We start from the raw sequence: 3,676 nt of genomic DNA on the forward strand, positions 1-3,676 counted from the left end.
AGGTGATCACGGAGTTTTTCTGCACGGCCTTCTCGATGGTATCCAGCCGTTCCTCGCTGCGTTGCTCCCGCAGTGCCAGGTTGACCATCCGTTCATCGTGCTTGGCCAGCGTCTGGAGTATCTGGGTGATCCCATCGAGCTTTTCTTCAATCCGGTTAAAGCGGTCTTCGTCGGCCATGACTACCTCCGGGCAACGCCCTTCAGTTTCTCCACCGTTCGAGCGCCGCCCAGTCCCAGCAGACAAAGCAGCAGGGTAATGACCGTACTGGTGTCGGCGGCGGGTAACTGACTGGCAATGTCGGCGCGATCCGCCAGATTCAGACCGATGATGATCAGGTCACGGACAATCCACGTCCACGCCAGGATAAAGACACACAACCAGCCAAGGGCAGGCCGCCAGCCGGAGACAAACCGGCTTGGGTGTTTTGCCTCCTCAATGTTGGCCAGTGCCTGCAATATGTGAGGCTGTTGTAATTGTTGATTGAGCGAGAGCTCTGCCTTAGCCCGTTCCTCATCCGAGGTAAACAGACTGTCGAGTCCCCCCATCAACGCATTGGCGATCCCTGCCATGGGGTTGAGGTTAATCATCCATCAGCTCGAAGTGTGGGTAATCAATGAATTGGTGGTCGGTCATTTCACCGTCCCTGTCCCAGTCACCGCCCCAGCGCAGTTTGATACCCATGCCCTCGGCAATGCCAAGCACATACCCGGCAAAGTGGGCAGCTCGCTGGTAGTCGAACCAGTCCAGCGGAAAGGGCATCACGTCCACCGCCCTGCTGGGCAGGCTATTGTGCTTGCTGTTCGGCCACTGCACCTGTGACTTGCCGCCTTCAAAAGCCAGAGTCTGGGCTGCCTTGCCCCGATGGCCACAGATGATGGTGCAGTCGTAGTGCTGGATCACCTTATTGAAGACAAGCTGAAGCCGTTCATCGCAACTGGCCAAATGCCGTTTGGACGAAGCGGAAAAGCGGTACATGGTGTCCCTTTTTTTTAGTGGTGTAGCTTGGGAGGCGATTTGATAACCGGCATACCCTGAAAATTGCTCCATGCATTTTCAGGATACCGTCCATCCCTGGACATAAAAAAACCCGCTGTTAAGCAGGTTCTTTGAGAAGGATTCAAGCTGGGAATGGTTGAGTGACCGGGTAATTTCCCAGCATGTATATTTACGGTATGTTTACTCTCACTTTATGTCAAGGGTGGAAGTATCTTCCTTGTGATGCCATACCTTCAAGATCACCACTTCGTTATCGTTGGCCAGATAACGTACCGTGTAGTGACCGACAATCAGATCACGCAAGCAGGGGTTCAGTTTCTGCCCCACCAGAACCCCCATCCTTGGCTGTTCACACAGGTGTCTGATTTTTCCAGAATGCATTGAGCTTTTCATACAGTCGGCTTGTTGCTATCGCCACATCGGAGCAACTGTCTTTAGTCTTTTTAGGGTACGTATGAGCAAAATCGATAAGATGAACATTACACCCAGTGTTTTCTTTCGAGTCTGTAACGATAAGAATACTTGATCCAATAAAGTCATTTGAAAGGTGAGCTAATTTGTTACGAATATGCTCGACTCTGGCCAAAATGATCTTTTGTTTGCTAACTGGTAATGATGTAAAAAATCTTTTTAGCTGATCATCTGCGGATAAAGCAATTCGCAGTTTTGATTTAGAGACTTTTTTCCCATCTACCGTAATCCCCTCGATTCGCCAGCCTTTAGAGCTGGAGCCGTATGCCACATCTAAAACTCTATGTAATTCTCTTTTAGATATCGGATGAGGGTGGCCTCGCTTTGATAATTCTCGTTTAGATGCACTTTTGAACCCGACTTTTATGTCAAGCTCAAATAGTTTATCTGGATCAAATCCATTTCGTAAATTCTCAATAACAACTACTGGATTTTTCGTTGATGAAGAAATTGTATTAAGTCGCTCTCGCTCGACAGGCAACAAAAAATTATTTCGATCTTGTTTTACCAATGCCCACGGAATTAAACAGTCTAAGCCGTTAGATTCCCTTTCTTTATATGCAATATACTCAGTCGTTTTACAGACTTTAGATATATATCTTGATGACAGCGCAACAAAATCTTTGGAGTGTCCTGCTGTTGTATTGAACTGTCTGGATTGACGATCCACCTTATTAACCAGGGTGCCATTATGCTCACCATAGCGGTCGTTTGACAGATCTGAAAAGCTTATATCATTTGGCCTAAAGCAATTAAAGCAATTAAAGCAATTAAAGCAATTCATTATAATAATCTTTTTGATTAATATACCTGTGTTGGCATTATATGTGATTCGGAAAATTCTTGCCTGTTTCAAATTAAAAACAATCAACGGCACACAATCCCCTGCAACAACTCCCCCTCCGGGGTTCCATACCACTGGGCAATCAGGGTGCTGGCTTTTAACTGAGGGTTCTGCCTGAACGCTCTGGCTACCTTATCCAGCAACAGGGTTTCAATGTCGCTGGTATCGTCCGGTTCTATCACTAATTTCTTAACCAGTTTCGGATTGCTCATTAGGGCGCGGATCGTGTCTTCTGGAGTCTGGTGAGTATCCGAAAGAAATTCATCAGGTAAATCCCCCAAGCACCTTATTTGCCGATTCCACCGTTCAGCCTTTTGTGCAAAACGGGCTTGAAAAATAGCTTCTTCAATAGCCTTATCCACAACCTCCTTACTGCTGCTGATGATCCCTTGCAGTTGTTCCTCGTCAATGGGCAGGCAAGCGCGTTTCGGGTCACGATAACGGTTGACCACAGTGACATCCACGGTCCTGATGTCCCTTTTGCTAAACCTGAAATCACCGCTTACCAATCTGTCATCCATGTTTATTCTCCGTATTGAATCACGCCTGCCTGCTCCAGCAGGGCCTGCGCCTCATCTTCCGCCAGTCGCACCCATTCACAGCAGACGGCTCGGCACTTCTGCTGCCAGCGGTAGACGGTACTCTCGCCCTTGTCCTTGATGGTCAACCTACCCTTGTGCTTGCGTAACTGCGGGTGTTGCAGTTCATGCATCAGCCAAAGACGCAACAGTACCGGATTACTGCGAAACGGTTTGGGCAGACGGTCATCGGTGCGAAAGTGGTGCTGTAGCCGTTGAAAGGCCGTGACCCGCTTGCTGTGGTCCTCGTCATAACGAATGGTCAGAATATCGTGCAGCTCCGGGGTCATCCGTTGCCGCAGATAGCCCTGATATATACCATCCTCGCCCAGCCGTTCGTCACGGGTGCTTGCCACTGGGTTTACCGATGTCCGGCGATACCCGGTATTGATTTCTCTCTGCCAGCGTGCGTTGTTCATCATCGGTTCCGGCACGCCGAATATCCGGTGCAGTGCCTGTTCCAGTGCCCGGTACATGGTCAGCCCTCCCCCACATAGCCGACAAAGGTTTTGCGGTAGTTCTCCACATCTGTTTGGGTCTGCTTCACCAGATCGCTTTCCCGTCCATAGAGTTTCCTGAACGTTTCCGGGGCCAGATGGACAGAGTCGTAGTTACTGAACCGGTGATGCAGGGGGCACAGCGGCATGGTGTCAAAGTGGCTGGCTTTCCTGCCCAGCCCGGTACCACTGCGCTGGTGATGCACTTCCACCGGGGTTGTGGTCCGGTTATTGATCCGGCAGGCAATGCAGCTCAACTGGGCTACGTCCCGCAGGTAGTCTTTCTCTT

General features: G+C 49.6%; 7 protein-coding genes. All 7 read right to left on the reverse strand.

Features of this window, described 5'->3' with window-relative positions; translation table 11 throughout:
- Nucleotides 1-180 precede the first annotated feature (180 nt).
- On the reverse strand, nt 181-588 hold the full coding sequence (locus AK963_RS26730) for a 3TM-type holin (RefSeq protein WP_066018389.1): 408 nt from the start codon (nt 586-588) through the stop codon (nt 181-183).
- Complete coding sequence (locus tag AK963_RS26735; protein WP_202969878.1) at nt 581-1,048, reverse strand: M15 family metallopeptidase domain-containing protein; 468 nt, start codon at nt 1,046-1,048, stop codon at nt 581-583. Before AK963_RS26735 ends, AK963_RS26730 begins: the two co-directional genes overlap by 8 nt.
- A gap of 135 nt (nt 1,049-1,183) precedes the next feature.
- Nucleotides 1,184-1,378, reverse strand: coding sequence for a type II toxin-antitoxin system RelE/ParE family toxin (locus tag AK963_RS31595; RefSeq protein WP_175404677.1), 195 nt, complete (start codon nt 1,376-1,378; stop codon nt 1,184-1,186).
- Complete coding sequence (locus AK963_RS26740) at nt 1,347-2,345, reverse strand: inositol polyphosphate kinase family protein (protein WP_066018390.1); 999 nt, start codon at nt 2,343-2,345, stop codon at nt 1,347-1,349. The genes AK963_RS31595 and AK963_RS26740 overlap by 32 nt, the downstream gene beginning before the upstream one ends.
- Nucleotides 2,336-2,833: a hypothetical protein gene (locus tag AK963_RS26745; RefSeq protein WP_066018391.1), complete on the reverse strand. Its 498-nt coding sequence runs from the start codon at nt 2,831-2,833 to the stop codon at nt 2,336-2,338. Before AK963_RS26745 ends, AK963_RS26740 begins: the two co-directional genes overlap by 10 nt.
- 2 nt (nt 2,834-2,835) lie before the next feature.
- Nucleotides 2,836-3,312: a hypothetical protein gene (locus AK963_RS26750; RefSeq protein WP_139117693.1), complete on the reverse strand. Its 477-nt coding sequence runs from the start codon at nt 3,310-3,312 to the stop codon at nt 2,836-2,838.
- 56 nt (nt 3,313-3,368) lie between these two features.
- Nucleotides 3,369-3,676 (reverse strand): Ref family recombination enhancement nuclease (locus AK963_RS26755; protein WP_066018393.1); only part of this gene is annotated, 308 nt, incomplete at its 5' end.

The sequence above is a fragment of the Endozoicomonas atrinae genome (assembly GCF_001647025.1).
GTDB classification, from domain to species: domain Bacteria; phylum Pseudomonadota; class Gammaproteobacteria; order Pseudomonadales; family Endozoicomonadaceae; genus Endozoicomonas; species Endozoicomonas atrinae.

Coding starts and splice junctions, on each gene's coding strand:
- AK963_RS26750 (WP_139117693.1), bottom strand. CDS start 3,312: ATGATGAACAACGCACGCTGGCAGAGAGAAATCAATACCGGGTATCGC.
- AK963_RS26730 (WP_066018389.1), bottom strand. CDS start 588: ATGATTAACCTCAACCCCATGGCAGGGATCGCCAATGCGTTGATGGGG.
- AK963_RS26735 (WP_202969878.1), bottom strand. CDS start 1,048: ATGGAGCAATTTTCAGGGTATGCCGGTTATCAAATCGCCTCCCAAGCT.
- AK963_RS31595 (WP_175404677.1), bottom strand. CDS start 1,378: ATGCATTCTGGAAAAATCAGACACCTGTGTGAACAGCCAAGGATGGGG.
- AK963_RS26745 (WP_066018391.1), bottom strand. CDS start 2,833: ATGGATGACAGATTGGTAAGCGGTGATTTCAGGTTTAGCAAAAGGGAC.